The organism is Bradyrhizobium sp. Crot121 (assembly GCF_059512385.1).
In genome coordinates this window covers 1-426 of record NZ_JCAMOR010000404.1, presented here as the reverse complement: position 1 = coordinate 426, position 426 = coordinate 1, and the positions used below count along the sequence as shown (strand labels likewise).

Genomic DNA, 426 nt, shown 5'->3' with positions numbered 1-426 from the left:
TGCAACTGCGTTTAACAAGTTGGAGGCAAATGACACCGACGTGGTGCCAGCCTTCGCGGCACTGGTCGGTCTCAACGCCGACGATCCGCTGGCGAATTTTCATCTGAAGCGGCTCCTCAACGGTGCCAAGGGTGTTCGAATGCATGTGGGGTGATTGATCACACCACGAGGGCGTGGACTCATTGAGGCGTAGCTTCACCTGAGTCTAAGGCCTTCGTCGATTGCAACCGACCGCTATTGCTGAGTCTAAACTATGTTAAACGAAGATCACATGATGCCGCTTGTTCTGACCAACATCCTCGGAATTGCCGGTATCGTCGTTTGGCATGTTCAGGGGAGCAACCGTCCGGCAGGCCGACTGATCGCCCAGATTCTGTTCTTTGTCGGCATGAGCCTCGTGCTCTATCTGGGCGGCATCTCTCCGCA

General features: G+C 55.2%; 2 pseudogenes. Both read left to right on the top strand.

The features are described from left to right. A pseudogene (locus AC5ZGW_RS47200) lies at positions 1–154 on the top strand (adenylate/guanylate cyclase domain-containing protein); the annotation flags it as partial. Between the two features lie 99 nt (positions 155–253). Continuing rightward, a pseudogene (locus tag AC5ZGW_RS47195) lies at positions 254–426 on the top strand (mechanosensitive ion channel family protein); the annotation flags it as partial.